This is a genomic window from Amycolatopsis sp. NPDC039088 (assembly GCF_055598845.1).
This window is the reverse complement of sequence record NZ_JBVKAE010000017.1, coordinates 98896-123295: the sequence shown is the minus strand read 5'-3', so window position 1 is coordinate 123295 and position 24400 is coordinate 98896. Positions and strand designations below refer to the sequence as shown.

Here is a 24400-nt window from a genome sequence, read left to right as displayed (position 1 = left end):
CCATCAGCATGCCATCAGCGATCAACCCCCGGCGCGGACCAAACCGCTTTCGTAGGCGAACACCACGGCGTGGACCCGGTCGCGCAGTGACAGTTTCGCGAGGATCCGGCCGACGTGGGTCTTCACGGTCGTCTCGCCGATGTAGAGCTTCGCGGCGATCTCGGAGTTCGCCAGGCCGCGCGCGATGAGCGAGAGAACGTCCCTCTCGCGTTCGGTCAGCGTCTCGAGCCGCGTGCTCGCGGTGGAATCCCGTACTTCTCCCAGGTAGCGGTCGAGCAGTCGTTTCGTCACCGAGGGGGAGACCATCGAGTCGCCGCGAAGGACACCTCGGATCGCCACGAGGATTTCGTCGGCGGGCGCGTCCTTGACGAGGAAGCCGCTGGCGCCGGCACGCAACGCGGCATACGCGTACTCGTCGAGGTCGAACGTGGTGATCATCAGGACCCGGGTGCCCGGAAGCGACTCGCAGATCCGCTCGGTCGCCGCGACGCCGTCGAGTACGGGCATCCGGACGTCCATCAGGACCAGATCCGGTCGTAGTTCCTCGGCGGCTTCGACAGCCTCGGCGCCGTTGGTCGCCTCGCCCACGACGGTCAGGTCGTCCTGGCTCGTGACGATCATCCCCATCCCGACCCGCACCAGTTCCTGGTCGTCGCAGATCAATACCTTCGTGGTCATCCCGCCTCCACCACCAGGCTCGCGGCGACCCGGTAGCCGCCGTCGCGGGTCGGTCCGGTGTCGAGGGTGCCGTGGAACAACTCGACGCGCTGGGTCATGCCGGCGATTCCCCGGCCGGACGACGGGAGCCGCGGGGCGACGGGTTCGGTCCCGCCCGTGTTCGTCACCTCGATCCGGACGTCGCGGCGGTGGCCTTCGGCGCCGAAATCGATCTCGACCTGGCCGCTCGCGTCGCCCGGCGCGTGTTTGATCATGTTGGTCAACGACTCCTGGACGATGCGGTACGTCTGCAGCGCGGCGCTCGGCGGCAGCCCCTCGGCGTCCCCGGTGACCTGGAGATCCACGTCCCGCCCGCTCGCGCTGACCTGCGCGACCAGGTCGCGCAGCTCCGCGACGGTCGGCTGCGGGCTTCGGGCGGCCTCACCGGCATGAAGGACTTCCAGCAGGCGGCGCAGCTCGGCGAGGGCGTCGCGACCCGCCTTGCCGATCGTGTCGAGTGTCCGGTCGACGACGTCGGGATCCTTGTCGCGCATGAGTTTCGCGCCCTCGGCGTTGACCACGATGACGCTCACGCTGTGCGCGAGGACGTCGTGCAGTTCGCGGGCGATGCGGGTGCGTTCCTCGGCGACGGCGGCACGGGCGCGGGCGTCCTGTTCGGACGCGGCCAGTTCCGCCTTCGTCTCCTCTTCCGCCGAAAGCCGTTGCCGCGCACGGAAGAACTCGCCGAGCGCCCACGCCGCGACATGCAGCGGGAGCGTCGCGACGATGGCGAGACCGGCGCCCTGCTCGGTGGTCACTCCCCAGACGAGTCCCCACGTGATGTCCAGTGCGACGATCCAGACGGCGATCAGGGTGGCGAATCGGCGGTTTCCCGCACGGACCAGCGTGTAGAGCGCGACGGCCATCGCGAGCTCGCCCCGGCCGCGGTCGTAGGCCCAGATCTCCGTGGCGTACTGCGCGGTCACCCCGGCGGCGATCAGCACCGCGACGATCTCGGGGTGACGACGCCGCCAGAGCAACGGGACGAGGAACAGATACGGCACCAGCAGGACGGCCTTGGGCACCGGTGACGACCCTGTCGGCGCGAGGAACACGAACCACGCGTACAGGGGAAGGTCGGTCACCCACGGGTGGGCACGGAACCGGTCGAACAGCCTTTGCACCGTTCGAACGTAACTCCGGCCGGTACGAACGCGCGTCGTCCTGGAGTACTTCCGGGGTCCTCCCACGGGAGTACGGAACCGGCCGACGTGGCCGACGCGGAGCCACGAACACCGTTCCTAGCGTCGGGACCATGTCGATCACCAGGGAATTCTTCCGCCACCCCATCCTGACCGGAGCCGTCGCGGCCAGTTCACCGAAACTCGCCGAGGCCATGACCGCGGGCCTCGGACTGGAAAGTGCCGGGCTCGTCGTCGAGCTGGGCCCCGGAACGGGCGTGTTCACCGACGCCGTCGTCCGCCGCCTCCCGCCGGGCGCGCGGCTGATCGCGGTCGAGATCAATCCGCGGCTGGCGCGGGAACTGCGGTCCCGGCATCGAGACGTCGAGGTCGTCGAGGGCTCCGCCGAGAACCTGCGTTCGTACGTGGACGAGGCCGCCGACGTCGTGGTGTCCGGGCTGCCGTGGACGGTCATGCCCGGCGAACGGCAGCTGCGGATCCTCGACCAGGTCACGGAAATCCTAGCCCCGCACGGACGGTTCACGACGTTCGCCTACGCGCACGCGGCCTGGACGTCGCCCGCTCGCCGGTTCGCCGCCGCGTTGCGGGACCGGTTCGCGGTGACCGGCCGGACCCCGCTGGTCTGGCCGAACCTGCCGCCCGCCTTCGTGCACCGCGCGGCTTTGCCGCAGGGGACGGGGAGGCGTAGTGGACAGCCTGTTACGGCCGCTTCTTGAGGCGCCGCCTTGGGGTTATTTGAGAGGTAACTCAACGTGGCTTTCGCGACATGGGCAGTGGGCGCCGGCCACACCATATTTGCCCTACCCCTCAATAGCGGGTCAGGATCTCGGCGGTTTCGGCATCGGCGGGCAGGAACGTCTCCAGTTTCAGTTCCGACACCGTGACGTCGGCGGCGGTCGCGAACGTCGTGATGGCCGTGATCAGCCGCAGTTCACCGGCCGAAGTGGACAGGCGCATCGGGACGGCGAACCCGAGATGATCCGGCCCTGGCGGCCCGGGCTCAGGAACGTAGCCTTCGAGTTCGGCCAGCAGTGCCGCGAGCCGCTCGTCGGGGGCGTGCGCGATCTCCTGCGTCAGTCGCTCCAGGATGTGCCGGGCCCAATCCGCGAGGTTGCGTACGCGCGGCGCCATCCCCTTCGGATGGAGGGCGAGCCGCAAGGTGTTGACCGGTTCTTCCAGCAGTTCCGGCGCCACGTCCTCGAAGAGCAGGTCGAGCGCGTCGTTGTGGGCGACGAGGAGGCCGTAGCGGTCGACCACGATGGCCGGGTACGGCCGATGCCCGTCGAGCAGCCGCCGCATGCCGTCGAGGACCGGCTTCAACCCTGGGTCGTCCAAGGATGTCTCGGGAAAACTGGGTGCGAACCCGGCCGCGAGCAGCAGGCCGTTGCGTTCCCGCAGCGGGAGTTCGAGCGATTCGGCGACGCGCAGCACCAGGCCGCGGCCGGGGATCGACCGGCCGCCCTCCAGGAAACTCACGTGCCGCTGGGTGGTCCCGGCCCGAAGCGCCAGTTCCAGCTGGGACAACCGCCGCCGCTCACGCCAGCCACGGAGCGCGGGGCCGAATCCGGAAACCATGGTCGTCATCTTGGCCGAGTCGCGCACGCCGCCGCCATTCCCTCGAAGGAATTGAGCCGATTCCCCGCCGCGGCGATGCTTCCGGCATGAAATTCGGTCTGGTCGTCCCCACCTATCGGTCCATCCTCGACGCCGGGCGCACCGCGCCGGAAATGGTCGCCATCGCGGTCGAAGCCGAACGCCTCGGTTTCGATTCGGTCTGGGTCGGCGACACCCTCGCGAAGGCGCCCATCGATCCACTGACGTTGCTCGGCGCGTTCGCCGCCAGAACCGAACGGGTCACGCTCGGTACCGCCGCGCTGCTTCCGGCGCTGCGGGATCCGCTGCTTTCCGCGAACGCGATCCTTTCCCTCGATCTGCTCAGCCAGGGCCGGCTCACGCTGGGGGTCGGCGCGGGGTTCGCGGGCCGCAGCGAACCCGAGTTCGCCTTCACCCGCGTGCCGTGGGAACGCCGCCGCGCCCGGCTCGACGACATCGTCGCGTTGTGGCGGCACGTCTGGAGCGGGAAGAGCGGTCCGTTCCACGGCGAAGTCCTGCGTTACGACACCCTTCCGGAGTACCCGGCGCCCTACCGTCCCGGTGGTCCGCCGGTGTGGCTGGCCGCGTTCACCCCGGGCGCGCTGGAACGCGCGGGGCGGCTTTACGACGGCTGGCTGCCGTATCCGCCCGACGTCGCGGACTACTCCGACGGACTCGCGAAGATCCGCGAAGCCGCCGTACGGCCGGTGACGCCGGCGTTGTTCGCGACGGTGCTCATCGAGGATGACCCGATCAGGGCACGCGAACGACTGGAGGACTACGCGCAGCGGAACTACGGCGTCCCACTGGACTTCGTGGAGAAGATCCAGGTGCAGATCGCGGGCAGCCGGGAAGAGGTCGCCGCGAGGCTTCGCGAATACACCGACGCGGGTGCCGAACACGTGCTGATCCGCATCGCGACGCAGGAACCGGCCGAATTCGACGAGCAGCTTCCGAAGGTGGCCGAGACACTGGCCAGGTAATCGCGCGGCGGACTGTCGGTGGCCCCACGTAGGCTGGGACGGTGACAAACGCTCCATTGTCCGGACTCCTTCACTCCATCCTTCCCGATCCGGCCCTTCGCGGGGTCGTCGAGCGGGCCGGCGCCCCCTTGCTCGAACTGCAGGGCGCGATCGCGACCCGGCAGCTGGTCGTGGCCGCCCTCGCCGCGGACGAGGGCGCCGGCCGCCCCGTGCTCGCGGTGACGGCCACCGGCCGCGAGGCCGACGAACTGACCGCTTCGCTGACGTCGTTCCTCGGCGAAGGCGCCGTCGCCGACTTCCCGTCCTGGGAGACGCTGCCGCACGAGCGGCTGTCGCCGCGGGCGGACACCGTCGGACGACGGCTGGAGGTGCTGCACCGGCTCAAGACGGGTGACGACGACCTGCGCGTCGTCGTCGCGACCGTGCGCAGCCTGATCCAGCCGATGGCGCCCGGACTGGGGTCACTCGCACCGATCGACCTGGTCGTCGGCGAGGAGCAGAGTTTCGAAGGCCTGCTGGACAGGCTGGTCGAGCTGGCCTACACGCGGGTGGACATGGTCGAGAAACGCGGCGAGTTCGCCGTGCGCGGCGGCATCCTCGACCTGTTCGGGCCGACGGCGCAGCATCCGGTGCGGGTCGAGTTCTGGGGCGACGAGGTCAGCGAGATCCGCGCGTTCGCGGTCTCCGACCAGCGGTCGCTGCCGGGGGAGATCCGGCACGTCAGCGCGCCGCCGTGCCGTGAGCTGCTGCTCACCGAGCCGGTGCGCGCGAAGGCGGCCGAGCTGGCGACCACCTACGAAGCGGACGCGCAGCTCACCGAGATGCTCACCAAGCTGTCCGGCGGGATCCCCGTCGAGGGGATGGAAGCGCTCATCCCCGTGCTGTGCGAAGACGATCTGGAGCTGCTCACCGACGCGATGCCCCAGGGCACGCACGTGCTGCTGGCCGATCCGGAGAAGATCCGCGCCCGCGCGGCCGACCTGGTCCGCACCGGGCAAGAGTTCCTCGAAGCGTCCTGGACCACGGCCGCCGCGGGCGGTCAGGCGCCGATCGACCTCGGCGCGTCCGCGTACCGGGGCCTCGCGGAGGTCGCGAAGCACGCTCAGGAGACGAAGCGCCCTTGGTGGACGCTGACGCAGCTGGCCAGCGACGATCCCGACGTCTACCGCGTCTCGATCGAGGCCGCGCCGAACTACCGCGGCGAGGTCGAGCGCGCGACGACCGATCTGCGCGCGCATACGGCCGCGGGCGGGACGGCCGTGCTCGTCGTCGCCGGGCACGGCACCGCGGCACGCGCGGTCGAGCAGCTGTCGGCGGGGGACGTCCCCGCGACGCTGGCGGAAGGGCTCACCGGCCCGCCGGCCGCCGGTGTCGTGACAGTGACCTGCGGCGGTCTGTCGGACGGCTTCGTGTCGCCGGAGCGCGCGCTGGTCGTGCTGTCCGAGTCGGACCTGACCGGACGTGGCTCGGGTGCCGGAACGTCCACAAAGGACTTCAGCACCAAGATGCCGTCGCGGCGCCGCAACGCCGTCGACCCGCTCGCCCTCAAGGCGGGCGATTACGTCGTGCACGACCAGCACGGCATCGGGCGGTTCGTCGAGATGGTGCAGCGCACCGTCGCCGGTGCCACCCGCGAATACCTGTTGCTGGAGTACGCCTCTTCCAAGCGCGGGCACCCGGGCGACAGGCTGTTCGTGCCGACCGACCAGCTCGACGAGGTTTCCCGCTACGTCGGCGGCGAGCTGCCGACGCTGAACAAGCTCGGCGGCTCCGACTGGAAGAACACCAAGGCCAGGGCGAAGAAGGCGGTCAAGGAGATCGCCGCCGAACTGGTGCAGCTCTACGCCGCGCGGCAGGCCGCGCCCGGGCACGCCTTCGGACCGGACACCCCGTGGCAGAACGAACTCGAGGACGCCTTCCCGTTCACCGAGACCAACGATCAGCTCGCCGCGATCGACGAGGTCAAGTCGGATATGGAACGCGGCGTCCCGATGGATCGGGTCATCTGCGGCGACGTCGGCTACGGCAAGACCGAGATCGCGGTGCGCGCGGCGTTCAAGGCGGTGCAGGACGGCAAGCAGGTCGCGGTGCTGGTGCCCACGACGCTGCTCGCGCAGCAGCACCTCAACACCTTCACCGAACGGATGAGCTCGTTCCCGGTGAAGATCAGGGGCCTTTCGCGGTTCACCAACAAGACCGAGTCGGACGCGATCCTGGAGCAGCTGGCCGCCGGTGACGTCGACATCGTGATCGGCACGCATCGCCTGCTGCAGACCGGGATCCGGTACAAGGACCTCGGCCTGGTGATCGTCGACGAGGAGCAGCGGTTCGGTGTCGAGCACAAGGAGCACATCAAGGCGCTGCGGACCCACGTCGACGTCCTGACGATGTCGGCGACCCCGATCCCGCGGACGCTGGAGATGTCGCTCGCCGGGATCCGTGAGATGTCCACGATCCTGACGCCGCCCGAGGACAGGCACCCGATCCTGACCTACGTCGGCGCGTACGACGACAAGCAGGTCGGTGCGGCCATCCGGCGTGAACTGCTGCGCGACGGCCAGGTCTTCTACGTCCACAACAGGGTTTCCTCGATCGAGAAGGCCGCGAAGCGCCTTCGCGAGCTGGTGCCGGAGGCGCGCGTCGTCACCGCGCACGGGCAGATGAACGAGGACAAACTCGAGAAGATCATCGAGGGTTTCTGGGAGAACGAGTACGACGTGCTCGTCTGCACCACGATCGTCGAGACCGGGCTGGACATCTCGAACGCCAACACGCTGCTGGTGGAACGCGGTGACCTGCTGGGCCTCGCACAGCTGCACCAGCTGCGCGGCCGGGTCGGGCGAGGACGCGAGCGCGGGTACGCGTACTTCCTGTACCCGCCGGAGGCACCGCTCACCGAGACGGCGCACGACCGGTTGGCGACCATCGCGCAGAACACCGAACTCGGCGCGGGCATGGCCGTCGCGATGAAGGACCTCGAAATCCGCGGCGCGGGCAATATTCTCGGCGCGGAGCAGTCCGGGCATATCGCGGGCGTCGGTTTCGATCTGTACGTGCGCCTCGTCGGCGAGGCCGTCGACGCGTTCCGGCGGCACGCGGGCGCGGACACGCCGGAGGAGGAAGAACTCGCCGACGTCCGGGTCGACCTCCCGGTGGACGCGCATATCCCGCACGACTACGTCCCGGGGGAGCGGCTGCGGCTGGAGGCGTACCGCAAGATCGCGGCCGCGCCCGACCAGGCCGGGCTCGACGCGGTGCGCGAAGAACTGGTCGACCGCTACGGCCAGCCGCCCGCCGCGGTGCGCAGGCTGCTCGCCGTCGCCGCGTTCCGGCACCACTGCCGGGCGGTGGGCGTCACCGAGGTCGCCGTACAGGGCACGTCGATCCGGTTCGCGCCGCTGCCGCTGGCGGATTCGCAGCTGGTGCGGCTGAAGCGCTTGTATCCCAAGGCTCTCTTCAAGGCCGTGACGAACACGGTTTCCGTGCCGAAGCCGACCGAGGGCGCGGCCGGTGGCCGCATCGGCGCGCCCGCGCTGCGGGACGAGGAGCTACTGGACTGGTGCGCGAAACTGCTGACGAATCTGATGAAGTCACCGGCGCCCGTCGCGTGACCGACCGAAATCCCGAGCTACGACCTGGTTCTCACACCGAGGCCGGTATGAGAGGGTATGCGCTGTGATGCGGATCATGGGGCGCCGTCGCGCGCTGGTCGGGGTTCTTGCCGGTTCTCTCCTCCTCGCCGGATGCAATGCCGGACCGGGGCAGGTCGGCGCGGCGGTGATCATCGACGGCGCGTCCGTCTCGGTGGATCGCGTGCAGCAGATGATCGACAAGGCCGTCCGCGAACATCCGTACGGGGCGCAGCTCGCCAAGGAGCACAAGCTCGATCTGGTCGGCCGGGAGATCGTGCGGCAGGAGGTCCTCCACAAGCTCACCGAGCGCGCCGCCCAGCGTGAGGGGATCCGGGTCGACGAGTCCCTCGTCGTGGCCGCGCTGCAGAAGGATCCGCTGGCGATTCCGATGGAGGCCCAGCAGCAGGACGCGCCCGAGACCAGCGTCGAGCAGCTCGTCGCCCGCGTGCGGGATCATCGCGAAGCCCTGATCGACGCCGCGCTGCAGAGCCAGCTCGGGCTGAAGTACCTGGACAAGCTTTCCGTCACGTTCGATTTCAGCTCGGTCTCGTCGACCGACGCCACCGGTGGTGACGCGGACAAGCTGCGCGAGGAGGCGATCGAGAAGGCACGGCGCTTCGCCGCGTCGCCGAACGCCGCCGCCGAGCTGATCGCCCAGGACCAGAAGACAAGCGACACGCAGGCCGGTGCCGGCCAGAAGCTGCCGGCGATGCAGTCGCCCGCGACCGCGGCCACCGTCCTGTTCGGTATCCAGCCCAACACCGTCGCCGCGTTCCAGCCGTCGCCGCAGCAGCCGCTGTGGGTCGTCGTCGTGATGCGTGAGCGGTCCGCCGACAAACCCGTCGCGTCGGATCAGGCCACCCAGCCCAGTGCTCAGCAGCTGGCCAAGGTCGGTGTCCGGCTCCTCCAGCCCTACCTCGACCAGGTCGACCTCAAGGTCAACCCGCGTTACGGCGTGTGGGATGTTGTGGAGATGGACCTCGCGGCCAACGAAGCTTCGAAGAAGGGCATCGTGCTGCCTGTGCACGGTGCCACCCCGCAACAGCGGTGAGCACTGCCGTAGTCGTGGTCGCCCGCGGGGCGACTCTGCCCGCCGCGGCACTCCCGATCTTGCGAAGCAGCGATGCCGTGTACGCGGCCTCCGACGTCGATCCCGCCGTTTTCGGCGTGCCCCCGCTCGGTGACGCACCGGTGCGCGATCTCGTGCTCATCGCCGGTTCGCGAAGGGAACCGAAAGCGGCGGCCTTGATCAGGTCCGGCGCGCGGGTGCTCGAAGCGCCCGTCGCCCCGCTCGTCGAGGCCGCCGAGGTGATGGACCGCCTTCGCTCGCCGGGCGGCTGCCCGTGGGACGCCGTCCAGACGCACGAGTCGCTGCGCCAGTACCTGGTGGAGGAGACCTACGAGCTGCTCGACGCCATCGAAGAAGGCGATCGGGCCGCGCTGCGCGAGGAGCTCGGCGACGTCCTGCTCCAAGTGCTGTTCCACGCGCGGGTGGCCGCCGAGGACGCGGGAGATCCGTTCGGGATCGACGAGGTCGCGGCCGACCTGGTCGCGAAACTCGTCGGACGTCACCCGCACGTCTTCACCGACGCCCCACGGGTCGAGAGCGTCGATCACCAGAACCTCAAATGGGAAGAACTGAAACAGGCAGAGAAGAGCAGGCAGTCCATTGTGGATGGCGTCGCGCTCGGTCAGCCCGCCGTGGCGCTGGCCGGGAAGCTCGGACAGCGCAGCGGCCGTGCCGGAATTCCGCTCGACCTGTTCCCCGAAGGTTCCGAAGCGGCGGCTCAGTTGTTCCGGGTGGCCGCGACCGCCCGCCGGGCTGGCGTCGATCCCGAAGGTGAGCTTCGCGCCGTCGCGAAACAGTTCGCACGCGACATCCGCGATGCGGAACAGGCCGCCCGCGACGCCGGTCTCGAACCGACGACGCTCGAAGCCGACGGCTGGCGCAAGTTCTGGCCGAGCTAAAGGGTCAGTACGAGCTTGCCGCGAACGCGGCCGGACTCGCTGAGTTCGTGAGCCTTCGCCGCCTCTTCGAGCGGCAGGACGTCGGTGACCGAGACCCGCAGTGAACCCGCGTCCACCGTTTTCGCGATTTCCGCCAGATCGGCGCCGGACGGGGCGACGTAGAACTCGGTGAAACGTAGGCCCAGTTCGTCCGCTTTCCGGCGGACCTCCGTCCGATCCGGACCGTGCCCGACGACGTCCACCAGGGAACCGTCCGGTTTGAGCGTGTCCAGTGAGCGAGGGCCGTACTCGCCGGAGATCGGATCCAGCACGAAGTCGACGTCCCGCGATTTCGCGAAATCGCTGGTCGTGTAGTCGATCAGTTCGTCCGCGCCGAGGTCGCGCAGGAAGTCGTGCTTCGCCGCCCTGGCGGTCCCGATGACGTACGCACCGCGTGCCTTCGCGATCTGGACGGCGAGATGGCCGACGCCGCCCGCCGCGGCGTGGACGAGCACCCGGTGCCCTGGGCCGACCGGGAAGACCCGGGTCAACGGCTGCCAAGCGGTCAGCGCCGCGATCGGGAGGGCGGCCGCGTGGACGTGATCCACACTTTCCGGTTTCAGCGCGATGAAGTCCTCGCTGACCGCGACGTACTCGGCGTACGAGCCGTTCGGCGGGAAAGTGACGCCGTAGACCTCGTCGCCCGGCCGGAACCCGGTCACCCCGGTGCCCACCGATTCGACGACGCCCGAAAGATCGAGTCCGACGGTCAGCGGAAGGTCGCCGGTCACCAGCCCGTTCCGGATCTTCCAGTCCGCCGGGTTCACTCCCGCCGCGTGGACACGCACGAGGACCTGACCCTCGCCCGGCACGGGCTTCTCTGCTTCGACGAGGTCGAGGACCTCAGGGCCACCGAAGGAAACCTGCTTGATCATTCGCATGGAACGAGCATGGCGAACCTCGGTACCTATTGAGAAGTAGGCACTCGAATGGTATCTAGGTACCTCATGGGTACCTTCGCTGAGCGGCGGATGTTCGAAGAATGGGTGGCTGTGCACGGGCGTAACTGTCCCTCTCGCACGGTCATCGAAGTCCTGGCGAACAAATGGGCGCTGTATGTCCTCGGCGCGATCCGGCGCTATGAGCGGCCGATGCGGTTCAGTGAACTTCGCCGCCTGCTCGACGGGATCACGCAGAAGATGCTGACCCAGACGTTGCGCTCGCTGGAACGGGACGGACTGATCCGGCGCGAGGTCTACCCGACCGTTCCGCCGAGGGTCGAGTACGGCCTCACCCCGCTGGGCGTCGACGTCGGACGGCTGACGAACGCTGTCGCCGAATGGGCGGTCGAAAACGTCGACCAGATCTTCGCGGCGCGCGTCGCCTACGACCAGAAAGCGAACGAAGCCACGATGCCGCTGTGACGCGGCACACAATCGGGTGAGAACCGTTTCCGCGATCCCGGCGTCTTGCCGGTTGTGAAGGGAACGGAACCGGACGAAGAGCAACTCGTCCGCCGCACGGCGAAGGGTGACCGAGCGGCGTTCGAGGAGCTTTACCGCCGCACGTCGCCGTGGCTGGCCGTGCGCCTGCGTCGTCGTTGCGCCGACGAGCAGATCGTCGCCGAGGTGATGCAGGAAACCTATCTCGCCGTTTGGCGCGCGGCGGGGGCGTTCGCCGGTTCGGCCGTCGGCGGGAGCGCCGTCGGCTGGTTGTGGACGATCGCCGCTCGGCGGCTCGTCGACGCTTTCCGCCGCCGGGCGCGGCACGCGCAGCCGCTGCCGGTCGCGGAAACCGCCGTCGCGCCGGCCGCCGAGGACGAGGCGCTGGCCGGGTCCGTCGGCGACCACGTCGGCGACGCGTTGCGGCGACTCGCTCCCGAACTACGTCAGGTCCTGCAGGCCATGGTGCTCGACGGGCTGACCGTCCGCGAGACCGCCGTCCTGCTCGGCCTGCCGGAAGGAACCGTCAAAACCCGCGCCAGGCGGGCTCGGATCGCGATGCGGGAGGCGCTGTCGTGAACAAGGAACACGTGTCCCAACAGCTCCTGACCGATTACGTTCGCGGGAACGACGGTTTGGCGGGCGACCACGTCTGGGCGGTCGAAGCCCATCTGGAGTCGTGTGCGGAATGCCGGGGACGGCTCGCCGCGCTCAGCATGCCCGCGGTGTCGGCTTTGGTGGACGACGTCTGGGCCGGACTCGGCCCGAAACTGGCCGAAGCGGGACCGCAGCCGATGCGAAGCCGGTGGGCCGGACGGCTGCACACCTGGGTGACGCCGGTGATGCTGCCGTGGCTGCTGATGATCCTGCTGATCCCGGGAATCGGCTTCGCGCTGGACTGGATGGGGTTCACCAAGAGCGAGGACTTCTCGTTCGTCCAGCTCTTTTCGCCGGTGCTGCCGGTACTCGGCGTCGCGGTGTCGTGGTCCAAGGGCCTCGATCCCGCCTACGAACTCGTCACTTCCTCGCCGCGGGGCGGCCTGTACCTGGTGCTGCGCCGCACGACGGCAGTCCTCGCCGTCGTGCTGCCGACCCAGGCTCTCACGGGCTGGCTGAGCGGTGCCGGATTCGGGCTCGGCCTCCTGCCGAGCCTGGCCTTCACCACCGGGACGCTCGCGCTCGGCGGGCTGATCGGAGTGACACGGGCGGCCTACGTCCTGGCCGGGATCTGGGTGGCGGTGATCCTGGCGCCCGCGGTGGCTTCCGAAGGGCAGGTCGCCGCACTCGAACCAAGGCTTCTTCCGGTGTGGGGCGCGATCTTCGCGCTGACCGCGGCCGTGGTGGCGTTCCGGCGGAACGCCTTCGGCGTGCTCACCGGAACCGAACGATGAACGAAGGGGAGAACATGATGCGTGCTGTCGGGGCCGCGGAGGTCGCGCCGACGACCTACGCGTGGCAGATCAAGGCGGAGGGGCTGAAGGTCCGGGTCGGCAAGCGCAAGTTCGCCGTGAACGGGCTCGACCTGGAACTGGGTACGGGGGTGCACGGTCTGCTCGGCCCGAACGGGGCCGGGAAGACCACGCTGATCCGGGCGCTGGCGACGGTGCTCCGGCCGGCGGAGGGAGGGCTGGCGCTGCTCGGCGATTCTGTCGGGGGACTCACCGATCAGCGCCGCCTGCGCCGCCGGATCGGCTACCTGCCGCAGAATTTCGGTTTCTACAAGCGCTTCACCGTCCGCGAGTTCGTCGAGTACATCGCCTGGCTCAAGGAGATGGCCCGAGAGGACATCCCCGCAGCGGTGCAGCGGTCGATCGAACGGGTCGGCCTCGCCGATCGCGCCGACGACAAGATGAAGACGCTGTCGGGCGGGATGGTGCGGCGGGTCGGGATCGCGCAGGCGATCGTGAACGATCCCGACATCCTCCTGCTGGACGAGCCGACCGCCGGGCTCGACCCGGCGCAGCGCGTGCGGTTCCGGGATCTCATGCAGGAACTGGGGCGGGACGCCTGCGTCGTCGTCTCGACGCATCTCGTCGAGGACGTCGCGACAGCCTGCACCGACGTCGTCCTGTTCGAAGACGGAAAGCTCGTTTTCCAGGGGACTCCGGACGAGCTGGCCGCGGCAGGGAGCGAGGAGTACGTCGGCGACAGCCCGATCGAGCGCGGCTACTCGGCGCTGCTGGGGCACGAGCCGGGCAGGGGGAATTGGTGAACACGCGCGTTTTGCGGATCGAACTCCGTCGTTCCATCGCTCCCTGGGCCACACTCGCGATCCTCGTCGTCGCGTTCGGGTTCCTGTACTCGTTCAGCGGGCCGTGGTCGAAGGCGCCCCTCGCCTGGGACGAAAACTGGGTTCCCGCCGCGAAGTGGAGCCGGTTCCTGCTGGTCTTCCTGTGGCCGATCGCGATCGGCGCCGGTGTCATCCAAGGCATGCGCGACAGCCGGTCCGGCATGGTCGAACTCCTGGCCACGATGCCCCGCCCAGGCTGGCATCGTGCGGCGAAACTCGCCGGTGCGCTGGGTGGTCTGCTGGTGCTGGGCTATCTGCTGATCTTCGCCGTCGGTGCCGTGCAAGTGGGCTTCAGCGGCGCGTTCTTCACCTTCGGCTGGCTGCCGATCGTCGGGGTCGGCGTGCTGGCGATGCTCGCGGGCGCCTGGATCGGACTTGGGATCGGCCGGTTGCTGCCGCATCCGCTGACCGCTCCCGCGGTGGCCGTCGCCGCTTTCGTGACCGTGATCGTGTTCCAGATCGCCGGGTCGGAGGGAAGCGTGCTCGTAGGCGCTGTTCCGGCCCGGGTCTCGTTGCTCTCTCCCGCGATGGAGGTCACCACCGATCCGTTCACCACCACCGCGAACCGGATGGATCTCGGGCAGGGAATCTGGCTCGTAGGGTTGGCCGTGGCCGGGTTCCTCCTGTTGGCGGCCGGCTCCAAGCGGGCGAAGGCGCTCGCCGTCGTCCCCGCGCTGGTGGCCGCCGCGATCGCGGTACCGGTCCTGCCCGCGACCTTCGCCGAGGCCAAGACCGTGGACCCGCGCGCGACGGCGATGGTCTGTGACGGTCCGGTCTGCGTCCCCCGCATGCTGGAGCCCGAACTCGCCCGTCTCGCCGGACCCGGAAAGGAAGCGTTGCGGCTCTTGGGAACGCTGCCGGACGCACCGGGCAAGGTCACGGTGTTGGATCGGCGGCTGGACTCCGACGAGGTGCCGCCGCGTGCCGCGGACACCGTTTTCGTCGACCTGCTGGATTGGTCCATCCGTTCGACGATGAATTCGGACAACATGACGCGGACGCTGGTCGCCGGTGCCGGGACGCCGACTTGTTACACCCTCCAAGGCGCAGACAAGTCCTATTTGGACGAACTCACCGCTCGGTCGATCACGTCGAGCTGGTTCCTCGGCGAGTGGGCGATGCTGGGGAATTCCTGGCTGAGCGACGAGACGAAGAACGAGGTCGCCCGGAAGTCGGAGGCGTTCCGCGCGCTGCCGCCCGACGTCCAGCGCACCCGGATCATCGCGCAGCGCCAGGCGGGCCTGACCTGCCAGGGCAACCAGCTCGACATCCTCCTCGGCGGCGCTCGATGAGGTGGGCGGTGCTGTACGCGCGCTCGCGCGCCATGCCCGCGTCGTTCGCGGCGCTGGTGGTGAGCATGGCGGTGCTGTGGTTGCTGGCGAGGGATTCCTGGTCCCTGATCCCGGTTTCGCTGGCACTGACGGTGGCGGTCGCGGTGCCCGCCACCGGTCTGAGCGGGCAGGACGCCGACCTCGACCGGACCGCCGCGATCCGCTGGCGGCCCCGTCGCGGTCTGCATCTCCTGCTGATCGGTGGCCTCGCTTTCGGTGCCGTGCTGCTGCCCCGGCTGTGGGAGGCGGAGCGGGTCCCGGTGGAGATCATCGCGCGGAACGCGGGCGGGTTGCTCGGTCTCGTCGGGATCGCCGCGGTGCTGTTCGGCGGGGCCTACGGGTGGACGTTGCCGCTGTTCGCTTTCGCGGTCGCGTTCTTCACCCCGCCGGGGAAGGACACGGGGACACTGGTGGCGACCTGGCTCCTGCAACCCGCGGACGTGGCCGCGGCCACGTGGACCGCCGTAGTGCTCGCCGTCGCCGGACTCGGGACCTACGCGGTCTTCGGTGGCCGTCGCTGACCACACCGGGGTCCCGTCAATCACTGACCACGGTGGCCGGATAGGGACTCCTCATCACGCCGAAGTAAGCCTCGGGCGCTCCGTCGAGGTGCTCAGGAAGTTCGGCCATGAAGGCGCGCAGGAGTGGAGTCGCGTTGTGCCGGTCGAGGTCCTCCTGTGAGCGCCAAACCTCATAGAGGAAGAACCGGCCGTCTTCCTGTTCGTGGAGGTGGTACTGAAGGCTGCCTTCGTGCCCTCGAGACGGCTCGACGAGGTCCATCAGGAGCTTCCTGAATTCGTCGGCGTGCCCGGGCTTGGGAGTCAGGAAGCCGTAGAGCGAAACGGGTGCTGGTGCGGTCGAAATAGTCGTCATGCGATCGACGTTAGGAGCTGACATCAATGTCAGCTTCAAGTCGGTTCCGTGTGAGGTGGGTCATATGAAGATCGGGGAGCTGTCCCGCGAAACAGGCGTGGCCGTACGTCTTCTTCGCTACTACGAGGCCCGGGGGCTGCTCACCTCCCGCCGCAGCGAAGGTGGCCACCGTCATTACGACTCCGCGGCTCCCGCCACCGTCGCCCGCATTCGCACCCTGCTCGCCGCCGGACTTCCTACCAAGGTCATCCACGAACTCATGCCCTGTTTCGTCGGAGACGGCACCGAGCTCCAGGCCTGCGTCCTCGACCACCTCAAAACCCAGTACGCCGAGCTGGACTCCCGTATAGCCGGCCTCACCCAAGCCCGCGCCGCTCTGGGCGACATCCTCGAAGCCTCCAGTCACGCCTAGGTCGGTGCTCAACGTACAGAACAGAAGTACGTGATGGCCCCCTTCCTTGCGTCTGGCGCAAGGGTCCCGGAAAGTCGAGGACGAACCGAGGTGGGGCAGGCCTGGTTCTGGATGTCGGCCGGGCTTCAGTGTCCACAAAGGACATCTCCGCGCCATTGCGTGTCTGAGTGATGTCTTTATATGCGGTTCTGCGTGGGGGCGTGAGTGTTAAAGAGGGTTATTGGGGAGTAAGGCAAATGTGGCGTGTTGCGTGCGATATCGGTTTGCGCCGCGTCCGTTGTCCCCAATGCCACATTGGAGACATGCCCGGCTCCCGAAGTCTTCACCGAGGTGTCGTGAAAGTCACTTTCGGGACATGTGGTGTCCTGAAAGTGGCTTTCGCGACATGATCGGCGGCAGCGGCTTCGGGAGAATGCGACTTTGCCGGGACCCTTGCGTCAGGACGCAAGGAAGGGGGCCATCACGTACTTGAAAGAGGGCCGCCGTCACACGTTCCGGTTGTGCGGAACGAGATCGAGCGGGTCGTGGTCCGGGTCGTCGACGCCGAGGCTGATGATCCGCGAGGGGTGGATCCGGATCACGGCTCCGTCGAAGTGACCATCGGCCGTGCGTGCGCCGGTCAGCGCCTCGGCCCGGCCGCGGATTTCGAGGCAACGGATCCTCGGCGGGTCCTGCGAAGGCATGTCGTCCACCACGAACGCGGCCTGCCCGTTGGCGGCCACGTTCCGGAACTTCTTGCTCTTCGCCAGTTCGTAGCCGCTGATGTCGATTGTGCGGGTTTCGGGGTTGTAGGCGTAGCCGACCGGGCTGACCTGCAGGGTCCCGTTCGGCTGCGCCGTCGCGAGCCGCCCGAGACCCTGGGTGGCGAGGTAGTCGAGTTCCGCTTCACTGAACATGGGATCCAGTGTGCGACCTCCACTTAACTGGAGGTCAAGAGAACAAACCCTCGCCCCAGAAACCGCCTTCGCGCACGCCCGGAGGCACGGCGAAATGGGCGGATCCGGTGTGCTGCAGATACTCCATCATCGCGTCCTTCGACGACAACGCCTGCTGCATCGGCACGAACTGCCTGCGCGTATCCCGGTTGAACGCGAGGAAGAACAATCCCGCTTCGAGGTGCCCGACACCGTCGGAGCCGTCGACGAAGTTGTAACCGCGGCGCAGGATCCGCGCCCCGTTCAGGTTCTCGTGCGAGGCCAGCCGGACGTGCGAGTCCTCCGGGATCAGCTTCTCGCCGCCGGCGCCACCCACGTGGAAATCGGGCTCGTCGAACTCGGCCGCCTGGCCGAGCGGGGCACCGGCACCCTTCGACCGGCCGACGATGCCTTCCTGGCCCTGCAACGATTCCCGGTCCCAGGTTTCGATGTGCATCCGGATCCGGCGGGCCACGAGGTACGTTCCGCCCGCCATCCACGGCTGGCCGTCTTCGGCCGCCGCCCACACCTGGTCGCGCAGGACGTCGGTTTCCTCGGCCTTGATGTTGCGCGTCCCGTCCTTGAAGCCGAACAGGTTCCGTGGCGTGGACTGCGCCCGCGACGTCGACGAACTGCGGCCGAACCCGAGCTGTGACCAGCGCACCGCGGTGACGCCGAAGCCCAGTCGCACCAGGTTCCGGATCGCGTGCACCGCGACCTGCGGATCGTCCGCGCACGCCTGGACGCAGATGTCGCCGCCGCCGCGCGCGGGGTCGAGTTTGTCCTGCGGGAACATGGGGAGGTCGATCAGCGCGGCCGGGCGTTTGGCCGCCAGGTCGAACCGGTCGTCGAACAACGAGGGACCGAACCCGATGGTCAGCGTCAGCGAAGACGCCGCCAGATCGAGCGCCTCACCGGTGTCGCTCGGCGGGGCGGCGGGCGCGCCACCGACGGCGCCGCCCGTTCCGACCTCCTGGCCCGCGGTCATCCGCCGGGCCGCGTCCGTCCACGTCCGCAGCAGCTTGACCAGCTTTTCGCGGTCCTTCGTCGTCACGTCCAGCGCGACGAAGTGCAGGTTCTCCTGCACCGGCGTGACGATCCCGGCCTGATGCTCGCCGTGGAACTCGACGACGTTCTGTGCCGCCTGTGCCGGGTTGTCGCCGCCGAGGAGCCTGTCGGCGCCGTACGCGGCCGCCGCGCCGGTCCCGACGAGAGCGGCACCCGCTCCCGCCATGCCGAACAGCTTCCGGCGGGTGACCCGCGTGTGCTCCGCCTCGCTCATTGCGCCGCGACCTCGGCCACCTTGCTCAGCGGTTCGCCGAGCGCGTCGACAGCCGCCGCGAATTGCTTGATCTGGTCCTGGCTCAGCGTGGTGTACAGCTTGAAGCCGTCACCTTCGCGCTGCTTGTCCAGCAGCGCCTGCACGTTGCCGAACTCTTTGTCCAAAGTGGATACCAGAGCCGGGTCCTTCGCCGCCAGCAGCGGGCGCAGCGAGTTGATCGCGGCCTTCGAGCCGTCGAGGTTGCCCTGGAAGTCCGAGAGATCGGTGTGCGAGAACGCCTCCTCCTCGCCGGTGATCTTGCCGGTGGCGATCTCGTCGAGCAGTTCCTTGGCGCCGTTGGCCAGGTCGAGCGCGTTCAGTTCGAGCGCCGCCGACTTGGTGACCAGTTCCTTGACGTCGGCGAGCAGCTGGTCGGCGATCTGGGCGGCGTCCGGCTGGAGCCCGGTCACCCACAGGTCCTTCTCCAGCCGGTGGAACCCGGTGAACTTCTGGCCCGGCTCGAGGTCGGCCTCGCGCGCGTCGATCTTCGGGTCCAGGTCGCCGAACTTCTCGGCCACCGGCTCGACCCGCTCGAAGTAGACGCGGGTGCGGGCGTACGCGGCCTTCGCCTCGTCGGCCTTGCCCGCCTTCACGAGGGCGACGAACTTGGTGGTCTCTTCGTCGAGGGCCTTGGTGTTGTTCGCGACGTACTCCGCGTAGCTCTTGACCGCCTGCGCCTTCTGCGAGTTCGGGTCGGCCTGCTTCGCGGCGCCGCCGGTGACGGTGAACTCGCCCCGGATGCCGCCGCCGGTCATGCCCGGCTTGCACGCGGTCTGGTACTTGCCCGCCTCGGCGACCTCGACGATCAGCCGCCGGTTCAGCCCCGGCGCGATGTTCTCGACCTCGCCCATGATCCGGTCGCCCTCGGCGTAGAGGTAGAACTCGGTGACCTTGCTGCCCTTGTTGGTGATCTCGAAGGTCACCGGGCCCGCGTTCGCGGTGGTGGCCGAGACGGCGCACGCGGTGTCCGAGGCTTCGACCTTGATCGGCCCGCCCGCGGCGGCGGGCTTCTCCTCGCCGCCACCACAGGCGGTGAGCACCAAGGCGCCGACGCCGGCGAGGGCGGCGAGCGGGAATCGACGAGACACGGTCACTCCTTAACTGCGGCCGCGGCGGGAACCGCCACGACCTTCTTCTTGGGCCTGAGGAACAAAGGCAGCACGATGGCCACGTACGCGACCCATGCGACGGCCTGGAGCACCGTCGTCTGCTGCGAATAGTTGAAGATCCCCTTGAGCAGCGCGCCGTACCAGCTCGTCTCCGGCAGTACGGCCGACGCGTCGAACGCGAGCACGGTCAAACCGGGAAGGAAGGCGGCCTCCTGCAGGTCGTGCAGGCCGTAGCCGAGCACGCCCGCCGCGACGAACACCAGCAGGACCCCGGTGATGGTGAAGAACTTGCCGAGGTCGAAGCGGACGGCGCCGCGGTAGATCAGGTAGGCCAGCACGATCGCGACGAGGATCCCGCCGGTGAAGCCGATCAGCGGTTCGGTCGTCCCGCCTTGCGCGGTCTGCACGCCTGCGTAAAAGAACACCGCCGTCTCAAGGCCTTCCCGGCCGACGGCGAAGAACGACAGGACGAGGACGGCGAGCGGGCCGACGTCGAGCGCTTCGTCCAGTTTCCCGCGCAGTTCGGCGGCGATCGTCCTCGACGCCTTGCGCATCCAGAAGATCATCGCCGTCACGAAGCCGACCGCGACGATCGAGAGGGTGCCGCCGAGCAGCTCCTGCTGTTCGAAGGACAGCTGCGCGGTGGAGTAGGTGAGGATCGCGCCGACCCCGACCGACAGCAGGATCGCCACGCCGACACCGAGCCACACCCAGCGAAGCGCGTGCCGCCGTTCGGTCTTGACCAGGAACGCGACGAGGATGCTGACGACGAGGGCGGCTTCCAGACCTTCTCGAAGGCCGATGAGCGCACTCGCGAACCACACGTCGTTCTCCCTGGTCGTCCTGACTGAACCTCCTGGTTTTAGGTAAGGCTTCCCTGAAAGTCCAGGGGGAGTGACGCGACCCGTAAGCGGACGAAACGCTTGAAGGGGCCTTGATCGGACACCGCTGTCGTAAGCATCCGCAGGTCAGGGTGGCCTAAGCTCGGCACATAACGAATCGGCCGCCGAGGACCGATCGTCGATCCTTTTTACCGACAGTTGGCTTGGCCGCCCGAACGGGGCTTCGCTCGGTGGTGTGGCGAAGTAACCTGACCGGGTGGCCGAAACCACCCAGTCGAGCGTCGACACCCCCGAGCCCACTTCGCGTCCTCTGCCGCCTTACGTCCCCAGGCTCGCTTTCGCCGGTGGGCTCGTGCTCACCGGCGTGGTGCTGATCATGACCGTCGGGGTGCACCGGCCGGGTGGGGAGGAGCCACCCCCGCCGCCGCAACCCCAGCCCGCGCTGGCGGTTCCCGACCAGAAGCCGCAGCCGGGGGTGGCAACACCGCGAGCCGGGCTCGCCGCGCCGCCCGACCGGCCCACGGTTTCCGACGCCGCCGAACTGGAGACCTGGGCGAAGCGGGTGGCCTCGAAGACCCGGCTTCCCGTCGCCGATCTGTCCGCTTACGGCCGGGCCGAGATGTGGCTCCGGCGCCAGAAGCCGGGCTGTCACCTCTCCTGGGCGACCCTCGCGGGGATCTCCCACGTCGAGGCGGCGCGGGGCAGGCCGGACCCGATCCCGCTCGCGCCCGACGTCTGGGCCGAACACGCGATGCGCGCCACCGGTGACGGCAAACGGCCGGATACGAAGGACCTCGACGACGCCGCCCTCGCCGCCGCTCGCTTTCTGTGCGCAGACGGCGACGACACCGCCACTCCGGCGGGCTGGTGGAAGGCGATGCGGGTCTTCGACCCGGCCGTTCCCTACGCCCAGGAGGTCTTCAGCGCGGCCGACGCCTACGCGGACGCCAGCGTCGCGCCCTGATCCTCGAGCACGAGATCGAAGTTGAGCGTCGACGCCATCTTGTAGGCCTCCCCGGCCGCGACGACCAGCTGCGCCATCGGATCGACGACGTTCCCCGCCGCCCAGACGCCGTCCACGTTCGTACGGCCCTGCGCGTCCACCGCGACGAAACCGTCTTGGGTGCGCTCGCAGCCGATCTGAGCGAGAAGCTTGTCGTGCGGGACGAACTTCGGGCCGACGAACACGACATCGCGTTCGACGAGGTCACCGTCGACGAGCCGGACCCCGGCCAACCGGTCGTTTTCGACGGCGAGTTCGGACACCTTCCCGTCGACGACCCGGATGCCCAGCCCGGTCAGTTTCGCCCGGTCCTCGGGCGAGATCTGCTGGGTGTGCGTGAAGAACGTCAGGTCCTTGCTCCACTGCCAGACGATCAGCGCCTGGTGGATCGATTTCCCGGAGGTGGCCAGCACGCCGAAGCGCTGATCGCGCACTTCCCATCCGTGGCAGTACGGGCAGTGCAGCACGTCGGTGCCGAAACGCTCCGCGACGCCGGGGACGTCCGGCAGTTCGTCCGCCAGCCCGGTCGTCACCACGATCCGGCGTCCGCTGATGACCCGCCCGCTCGCCAGTTCCACCGCCTTGTCGCGCCGTAGCCGGTGGACGACGTCCTCGACGATCTCGACGCCGTATCCGCGGACTTCGTCGCGGCCTATCGCCAGCAGTTCTTTGGGTGGAATGCCGTCCCTGGTCAGGAAACCGTGCGCGTGCGCGGCGGGCGTGTTGCGCGGGGTGCCGGCGTCGATCACGACGACCTTGCGCCGTGCCCTGCCAAGGACCAGTGCCGCGCTGAGACCCGCGACGCCGCCACCGATGATCACTACGTCGAATTCGTTGCTGTTCATGCTCCCGAGCATCCGGATCCCGCGGAAGTCTGGCAAAGTTCTTTGCCGATTTGGCAAACTGGGGTCATGCAGGACATCGAACGGCGGCTCGCCGAGGTCGGCCCGAGGCTCAAGCAGCTTCGCAAGGAACGGGGCACCACCCTCTCCGCGCTCTCGGAGGCGACGGGGATTTCCGCCAGCACGCTCTCCCGGCTCGAATCGGGCTCGCGGAAGGCGACCTTGGAACTGCTGCTGACGCTGTCGGAGGCGCATCAGGTCCCGCTCGACGAACTGGTCGGCGAACCCGAACCCGCCGACCCACGGGTCCGGATGAAACCGCGGAAATTCGGCCGGTTCACCGCCTGGTCACTGAGCGCGCAGCCAGGGCAGCCGCAAGCGTTCAAACTGCTGATCCCGGTCGAGGACGTCGAACCGGTGCAACGGACACACGAGGGCTACGAGTGGATGTACGTCCTCAGCGGACGGTTGCGGGCGGTGCTCGGCGACCGCGATTTCACGATGGGGCCGGGCGAGGCCGCCGAGTTCGACACGCGGGTGCCGCACTGGTTCGGCAGCGCGGGGCCGGGGCCGGTGGAACTGCTGGTGCTGTTCGGCAAGCAGGGTGAGCGCGCTCACTTGCGGGCCAAGTCCAGTTGAGAGCAAAGGTCCCTTGCTCCCCTGGCGGGGTCCCGGCAAAGTCGCAGAGTTGCTGGTCGGCACTGTTCTTGGTGGTCCGGATGTGGCATCGCTGATGCCTGCGGGGTTCGAGTGTGGAGGATTGGGGACGGTGAACGTCCCCAATCCTCCACACTCGAGGTGCACCAGGTTTACGGGCATGCCCCTGAAGCTCTGTTGATCAAACTTCGCAACCGGGTGCGGCCCCGTGTCCATGAAGGAATTGGGACACTCAACGTCCCAATTCCTTCATAGACGTCGGCCTGCGCCATGACGAAGAGGTCCCCGACCTGCACGGTCCCGACTTTGCCGGGACCCTTGCTCCCCTGGCGGGGTCAGTCCCGCAGCGCGATCCGCGCACTGACCTCGCTGATCGCTTCCAGATACTCCGGGATCGGGTGCATCGCCGACGCGATCCGCATCTGCGCGAGCGCCTCGGTCAACCGGCCGAGGCGCTGGAGGGTCCGTCCGAGCACGAACCGCGCGTAATGATCGGTGGGATCCAGTTCCAGCACCCGGGTGAAGGCGCGCTCGGCCCGTCGCAACTGTGCGGAGTGGAAGTACGCGCGACCGGCCAGCAGCTGCACGCTCGGTTTGTCGGTTTCGTCCTCCAGCAGCGGCTCGAGGGCCTTGAGGGCGTCGAGCGGCCTGCGGCTTTCGACCAGCGCCTCCGCCTGTCGGAAGGCGCGGAACCGGGATTCGCCGGACGAGTCCGGACCGGTTTCTGGGGCGGGTTCGGCATCCATCATGGTCCGCTCCACGATACGCCGGGGCAGGGCCGTTCACGAGGCGCTGAAACGGTCATGGTGGACTGTCTCGCCATGAGCAGTGCCGAAGCGGATAGGCCCGAGAACGAGCCCGGCTACCTCGGACTCGCGCCGTACCTCTACTACACCGACGCGACCGAAGCGGTCGAGTGGCTGGTCAGAGTGTTCGGGTTCACCGAGGAGGTGCGCTTCGCCGATGCCTCCGGCGAAGTGTTCCAGGCCACGCTGTGCGCCGGTCCGGCGAAGATCCAGCTGGCCGGGGTCGGTCCCGAGTACTGGGAAGCCAAGGGTGTCGACGGTCCGGTCGGGCAGCTGAACATCGTCTACGTTCCCGACGCCGACGCTCAGTACGAGCGGGTCCGCGCCGCGTTGGGCGACGACGCCGACCTCGACGCTCCGCAGGATCAGCCTTACGGCGCCCGCGTGTTCACCGTCTCCGACATCGGCGGCAACAGCTGGACGTTCTGGCAGCAGTTCTCCGACACCGTCGAGCTTCCGTCGGGCTGGCGGGAGATCCGGTCGGACGAACCACCCGCGGAGTGAGCGATGTGGCGCGTGCCTCCAACGGGTGAATGGCGCCGAC

Annotated in this window: 26 protein-coding genes; 15 read left to right on the top strand and 11 right to left on the bottom strand. The window is 68.6% G+C overall.

Annotated elements, in window-relative coordinates; all coding sequences use genetic code 11:
* Positions 1-21: 21 nt before the first annotated feature.
* Together ACZ7KI_RS22545 and ACZ7KI_RS22540 are read right to left on the bottom strand one after the other, a co-directional pair.
* Positions 22-678 carry a response regulator gene (locus ACZ7KI_RS22545; protein ID WP_470275065.1) on the bottom strand — a complete coding sequence of 219 codons (657 nt, stop codon included), beginning with the start codon at positions 676-678 and terminating at the stop codon, positions 22-24.
* On the bottom strand, positions 675-1841 hold the full coding sequence (locus tag ACZ7KI_RS22540; RefSeq protein ID WP_470275064.1) for a sensor histidine kinase: 1167 nt from the start codon (positions 1839-1841) through the stop codon (positions 675-677). The genes ACZ7KI_RS22545 and ACZ7KI_RS22540 overlap by 4 nt, the downstream gene beginning before the upstream one ends.
* 131 nt (positions 1842-1972) lie before the next feature.
* Between ACZ7KI_RS22540 and ACZ7KI_RS22535 the strand changes: the two genes are divergently transcribed.
* On the top strand, positions 1973-2575 hold the full coding sequence (locus ACZ7KI_RS22535; RefSeq protein WP_470275063.1) for a class I SAM-dependent methyltransferase: 603 nt from the start codon (positions 1973-1975) through the stop codon (positions 2573-2575).
* A 91-nt stretch (positions 2576-2666) separates the two neighbouring features.
* Here ACZ7KI_RS22535 and ACZ7KI_RS22530 read toward each other — a convergent pair whose 3' ends face one another.
* Positions 2667-3434, bottom strand: coding sequence for an MmyB family transcriptional regulator (locus ACZ7KI_RS22530; protein ID WP_470275131.1), 768 nt, complete (start codon positions 3432-3434; stop codon positions 2667-2669).
* Between the two features lie 86 nt (positions 3435-3520).
* Here ACZ7KI_RS22530 and ACZ7KI_RS22525 point away from each other — a divergent pair, with 86 nt between their 5' ends.
* The 4 genes from ACZ7KI_RS22525 to ACZ7KI_RS22510 all read left to right on the top strand — a co-directional run bounded on the left by ACZ7KI_RS22525 (position 3521) and on the right by ACZ7KI_RS22510 (position 10035).
* Entirely contained in the window at positions 3521-4435 is a 915-nt protein-coding gene (locus ACZ7KI_RS22525; protein ID WP_470275062.1) for an LLM class flavin-dependent oxidoreductase, read from the top strand.
* A 56-nt stretch (positions 4436-4491) separates the two neighbouring features.
* A complete protein-coding gene (mfd, locus tag ACZ7KI_RS22520) occupies positions 4492-8046 on the top strand; it encodes a transcription-repair coupling factor (protein ID WP_470275130.1) in 3555 nt (1184 codons plus the stop codon).
* A 67-nt stretch (positions 8047-8113) separates the two neighbouring features.
* The gene (locus ACZ7KI_RS22515; RefSeq protein ID WP_470275061.1) at positions 8114-9118 is read left to right on the top strand and encodes a hypothetical protein; all 1005 of its coding nucleotides are present in this window, start codon (positions 8114-8116) and stop codon (positions 9116-9118) included.
* The gene (locus tag ACZ7KI_RS22510; RefSeq protein WP_470275060.1) at positions 9115-10035 is read left to right on the top strand and encodes a nucleoside triphosphate pyrophosphohydrolase; all 921 of its coding nucleotides are present in this window, start codon (positions 9115-9117) and stop codon (positions 10033-10035) included. Before ACZ7KI_RS22515 ends, ACZ7KI_RS22510 begins: the two co-directional genes overlap by 4 nt.
* Here the strand turns inward: ACZ7KI_RS22510 and ACZ7KI_RS22505 are convergent.
* Positions 10032-10955, bottom strand: a complete 924-nt coding sequence (locus ACZ7KI_RS22505; RefSeq protein ID WP_470275059.1) for an NADP-dependent oxidoreductase — start codon at positions 10953-10955, stop codon at positions 10032-10034. The genes ACZ7KI_RS22510 and ACZ7KI_RS22505 overlap by 4 nt on opposite strands.
* A 66-nt stretch (positions 10956-11021) precedes the next feature.
* On the opposite strand from ACZ7KI_RS22505, the gene ACZ7KI_RS22500 reads away from it, so the two are divergent.
* Genes ACZ7KI_RS22500 through ACZ7KI_RS22475 form a run of 6 tightly spaced genes read left to right on the top strand, consistent with a single transcriptional unit; the run spans position 11022 to position 15598 of the window.
* Positions 11022-11438, top strand: coding sequence for a winged helix-turn-helix transcriptional regulator (locus ACZ7KI_RS22500; RefSeq protein ID WP_470275058.1), 417 nt, complete (start codon positions 11022-11024; stop codon positions 11436-11438).
* A gap of 54 nt (positions 11439-11492) precedes the next feature.
* Positions 11493-12035: an RNA polymerase sigma factor gene (locus ACZ7KI_RS22495; protein ID WP_470275057.1), complete on the top strand. Its 543-nt coding sequence runs from the start codon at positions 11493-11495 to the stop codon at positions 12033-12035.
* A complete protein-coding gene (locus ACZ7KI_RS22490) occupies positions 12032-12847 on the top strand; it encodes a zf-HC2 domain-containing protein (RefSeq protein WP_470275056.1) in 816 nt (271 codons plus the stop codon). The genes ACZ7KI_RS22495 and ACZ7KI_RS22490 overlap by 4 nt, the downstream gene beginning before the upstream one ends.
* 17 nt (positions 12848-12864) lie before the next feature.
* The gene (locus ACZ7KI_RS22485; protein ID WP_470275129.1) at positions 12865-13668 is read left to right on the top strand and encodes an ABC transporter ATP-binding protein; all 804 of its coding nucleotides are present in this window, start codon (positions 12865-12867) and stop codon (positions 13666-13668) included.
* Positions 13665-15038, top strand: coding sequence for a hypothetical protein (locus ACZ7KI_RS22480; RefSeq protein ID WP_470275055.1), 1374 nt, complete (start codon positions 13665-13667; stop codon positions 15036-15038). Before ACZ7KI_RS22485 ends, ACZ7KI_RS22480 begins: the two co-directional genes overlap by 4 nt.
* Positions 15039-15046: 8 nt before the next feature.
* Positions 15047-15598 (top strand): hypothetical protein, encoded by a 552-nt coding sequence (locus ACZ7KI_RS22475; protein WP_470275054.1) that lies wholly within the window; start codon positions 15047-15049, stop codon positions 15596-15598.
* Positions 15599-15614: 16 nt separating this feature from the next.
* Here ACZ7KI_RS22475 and ACZ7KI_RS22470 read toward each other — a convergent pair whose 3' ends face one another.
* The gene (locus ACZ7KI_RS22470) at positions 15615-15989 is read right to left on the bottom strand and encodes a putative quinol monooxygenase (protein WP_470275053.1); all 375 of its coding nucleotides are present in this window, start codon (positions 15987-15989) and stop codon (positions 15615-15617) included.
* Between the two features lie 25 nt (positions 15990-16014).
* On the opposite strand from ACZ7KI_RS22470, the gene ACZ7KI_RS22465 reads away from it, so the two are divergent.
* Entirely contained in the window at positions 16015-16362 is a 348-nt protein-coding gene (locus ACZ7KI_RS22465; protein WP_470275052.1) for a MerR family transcriptional regulator, read from the top strand.
* A 485-nt stretch (positions 16363-16847) separates the two neighbouring features.
* Here ACZ7KI_RS22465 and ACZ7KI_RS22460 read toward each other — a convergent pair whose 3' ends face one another.
* From ACZ7KI_RS22460 to efeU, 4 genes are read right to left on the bottom strand one after another with little or no spacing between them, the layout of a single operon-like run.
* Positions 16848-17258: a PPOX class F420-dependent oxidoreductase gene (locus tag ACZ7KI_RS22460; RefSeq protein WP_470275051.1), complete on the bottom strand. Its 411-nt coding sequence runs from the start codon at positions 17256-17258 to the stop codon at positions 16848-16850.
* Positions 17259-17292: 34 nt separating this feature from the next.
* Positions 17293-18558 carry an iron uptake transporter deferrochelatase/peroxidase subunit gene (efeB, locus tag ACZ7KI_RS22455; protein ID WP_470275050.1) on the bottom strand — a complete coding sequence of 422 codons (1266 nt, stop codon included), beginning with the start codon at positions 18556-18558 and terminating at the stop codon, positions 17293-17295.
* Positions 18555-19685, bottom strand: coding sequence for an iron uptake system protein EfeO (gene efeO / locus ACZ7KI_RS22450; RefSeq protein WP_470275049.1), 1131 nt, complete (start codon positions 19683-19685; stop codon positions 18555-18557). Before efeO ends, efeB begins: the two co-directional genes overlap by 4 nt.
* A gap of 2 nt (positions 19686-19687) precedes the next feature.
* Positions 19688-20530 carry an iron uptake transporter permease EfeU gene (gene efeU / locus ACZ7KI_RS22445; protein WP_470275048.1) on the bottom strand — a complete coding sequence of 281 codons (843 nt, stop codon included), beginning with the start codon at positions 20528-20530 and terminating at the stop codon, positions 19688-19690.
* Between the two features lie 274 nt (positions 20531-20804).
* On the opposite strand from efeU, the gene ACZ7KI_RS22440 reads away from it, so the two are divergent.
* The gene (locus tag ACZ7KI_RS22440; RefSeq protein ID WP_470275047.1) at positions 20805-21512 is read left to right on the top strand and encodes a murein transglycosylase; all 708 of its coding nucleotides are present in this window, start codon (positions 20805-20807) and stop codon (positions 21510-21512) included.
* Here the strand turns inward: ACZ7KI_RS22440 and ACZ7KI_RS22435 are convergent.
* Positions 21485-22408, bottom strand: a complete 924-nt coding sequence (locus tag ACZ7KI_RS22435) for an NAD(P)/FAD-dependent oxidoreductase (RefSeq protein WP_470275046.1) — start codon at positions 22406-22408, stop codon at positions 21485-21487. The genes ACZ7KI_RS22440 and ACZ7KI_RS22435 overlap by 28 nt on opposite strands.
* Positions 22409-22462: 54 nt before the next feature.
* Here ACZ7KI_RS22435 and ACZ7KI_RS22430 point away from each other — a divergent pair, with 54 nt between their 5' ends.
* Positions 22463-23032, top strand: a complete 570-nt coding sequence (locus ACZ7KI_RS22430) for a helix-turn-helix domain-containing protein (protein WP_470275045.1) — start codon at positions 22463-22465, stop codon at positions 23030-23032.
* A 353-nt stretch (positions 23033-23385) separates the two neighbouring features.
* Here ACZ7KI_RS22430 and ACZ7KI_RS22425 read toward each other — a convergent pair whose 3' ends face one another.
* Entirely contained in the window at positions 23386-23799 is a 414-nt protein-coding gene (locus ACZ7KI_RS22425) for a tetratricopeptide repeat protein (protein ID WP_061986245.1), read from the bottom strand.
* A gap of 72 nt (positions 23800-23871) precedes the next feature.
* On the opposite strand from ACZ7KI_RS22425, the gene ACZ7KI_RS22420 reads away from it, so the two are divergent.
* On the top strand, positions 23872-24360 hold the full coding sequence (locus tag ACZ7KI_RS22420; protein WP_465502714.1) for a VOC family protein: 489 nt from the start codon (positions 23872-23874) through the stop codon (positions 24358-24360).
* Positions 24361-24400 lie beyond the last annotated feature (40 nt).

Excerpts from the sequence above, each read along its gene's own strand:
- ACZ7KI_RS22545 (WP_470275065.1), bottom strand. The coding sequence starts at position 678 with ATGACCACGAAGGTATTGATCTGCGACGACCAGGAACTGGTGCGGGTC.
- ACZ7KI_RS22535 (WP_470275063.1), top strand. The coding sequence starts at position 1,973 with ATGTCGATCACCAGGGAATTCTTCCGCCACCCCATCCTGACCGGAGCC.
- ACZ7KI_RS22530 (WP_470275131.1), bottom strand. The coding sequence starts at position 3,434 with ATGGTTTCCGGATTCGGCCCCGCGCTCCGTGGCTGGCGTGAGCGGCGG.
- ACZ7KI_RS22525 (WP_470275062.1), top strand. The coding sequence starts at position 3,521 with ATGAAATTCGGTCTGGTCGTCCCCACCTATCGGTCCATCCTCGACGCC.
- ACZ7KI_RS22515 (WP_470275061.1), top strand. The coding sequence starts at position 8,114 with ATGCGGATCATGGGGCGCCGTCGCGCGCTGGTCGGGGTTCTTGCCGGT.
- ACZ7KI_RS22505 (WP_470275059.1), bottom strand. The coding sequence starts at position 10,955 with ATGCGAATGATCAAGCAGGTTTCCTTCGGTGGCCCTGAGGTCCTCGAC.
- ACZ7KI_RS22500 (WP_470275058.1), top strand. The coding sequence starts at position 11,022 with ATGGGTACCTTCGCTGAGCGGCGGATGTTCGAAGAATGGGTGGCTGTG.
- ACZ7KI_RS22485 (WP_470275129.1), top strand. The coding sequence starts at position 12,865 with ATGCGTGCTGTCGGGGCCGCGGAGGTCGCGCCGACGACCTACGCGTGG.
- ACZ7KI_RS22465 (WP_470275052.1), top strand. The coding sequence starts at position 16,015 with ATGAAGATCGGGGAGCTGTCCCGCGAAACAGGCGTGGCCGTACGTCTT.
- ACZ7KI_RS22460 (WP_470275051.1), bottom strand. The coding sequence starts at position 17,258 with ATGTTCAGTGAAGCGGAACTCGACTACCTCGCCACCCAGGGTCTCGGG.
- efeB (WP_470275050.1), bottom strand. The coding sequence starts at position 18,558 with ATGAGCGAGGCGGAGCACACGCGGGTCACCCGCCGGAAGCTGTTCGGC.
- ACZ7KI_RS22435 (WP_470275046.1), bottom strand. The coding sequence starts at position 22,408 with ATGCTCGGGAGCATGAACAGCAACGAATTCGACGTAGTGATCATCGGT.
- ACZ7KI_RS22430 (WP_470275045.1), top strand. The coding sequence starts at position 22,463 with ATGCAGGACATCGAACGGCGGCTCGCCGAGGTCGGCCCGAGGCTCAAG.
- ACZ7KI_RS22425 (WP_061986245.1), bottom strand. The coding sequence starts at position 23,799 with ATGATGGATGCCGAACCCGCCCCAGAAACCGGTCCGGACTCGTCCGGC.
- ACZ7KI_RS22420 (WP_465502714.1), top strand. The coding sequence starts at position 23,872 with ATGAGCAGTGCCGAAGCGGATAGGCCCGAGAACGAGCCCGGCTACCTC.